2 protein-coding genes are annotated in these 1,210 nt (G+C 60.3%); both read left to right on the top strand.

Going from position 1 to position 1,210, the window contains the following annotated elements:
* A partial coding sequence (locus AC1DY5_RS56295; protein WP_478122817.1) for a CoA transferase occupies positions 1–776 on the top strand: 776 nt, incomplete at its 5' end.
* Between the two features lie 17 nt (positions 777–793).
* The coding region (locus tag AC1DY5_RS56290) for an acyl-CoA dehydrogenase family protein (RefSeq protein WP_478122816.1) at positions 794–1,210 on the top strand (417 nt) is incomplete at its 3' end.

Raw genomic sequence — 1,210 nt, 5'->3', positions numbered from 1 at the left:
ATCCTGTGTGGTGTGGGTTCGCACTTGGCGACATCCTGGCGGGCATGACGGCGCATGCAGCGATCCTGCTGGCCCTGCGCAATCAGGAGCGGCATGGAATTGGCCGCGTCATCGATCTGAGCCTGGTCGAATGCGCGTTGCCGATGGTATGTGTGGCGCTGGCGCGTGTACAACTTGCCGACACAGCGCTCTCACAGTTTGCAGGCTCCAACGATTTTCACGGTGTTCCGTATGGCGCATTTCCTGCGACCGACGGTTACGTCAACATCGGCGTCAACCGCGACGATTTCTGGATGCGTCTTTGCGTCGCAATGAACCGACCGGAACTAGGAACTGACCCACGCTACGCGACTTACGTCGAGCGAGCCAAACGGCAGGAAGAGGTGTTCGCTATCACCGAAGCATTCACGCGCGCCCACACTCGGCAGGAGATCACGACGAAGCTCAATGTCGCGGACGTGCCTGTGGCCGGGATCCTGACGATGAACGAGGTCATCAACGACGCCTACATGCTCAAGCGTGGCGCGTTGTGCACGGTCGACGACGRCATCGGCGGCACGATGGTCCTGCCCGCAGACCCCGCACGTTTCGACAAAAGACCAGAAGTGCCAAAGGTACCCCGGCTCGGCGAGCATCGCGACGCGCTGCTGGGGTCCGAACTCGGCCTTTCTCCGCCAGAGATCGCGCGGCTCGAACAGGCGGGCGCATTTGGATCACACAAGCCGCCGAAGCAGCCCGCCAAAGCCGCAATCGCCGAAGAAACCACCCTCGACTAATGAAGAGACCAGCCACCATGAACATGCAAAACCAACGCGAAACAGAGCGCGTCACACTCGCTGAAGTACTTCAAGCGACCCAGGCCGTCACAAGCCGCTTCGGTGATGAGTATTTCGGAAAGCTCGACAAAGAGGAAGCGTTTCCACACGACTACATCAAGGCCTTGATGGATGCCGGCCTTCACACGGTCATGATTCCCGCCGAATACGGTGGCATGGGTCTGGGATTGAGGGAGGCCTGCGTCATCGTGGAGGAAATGCACCGCTCGGGCGGCGTGGGTTCGATGATTCACGGCCAGATGTTCATGATGGGCATCCTGGCGCGCCATGGTTCGGATGAGCAGAAGCGCAAGATCCTCGAGGAAGTTTGTGCCGGCCGCGTGCGGCTGCAGTCCTTCTCGCTGACCGAACCGGACGCCGGTACAGATACAGCC

The sequence above is a fragment of the Variovorax sp. P4_D9 genome (assembly GCF_056401695.1).
This window is presented reverse-complemented; position numbering and strand designations above follow the sequence as displayed.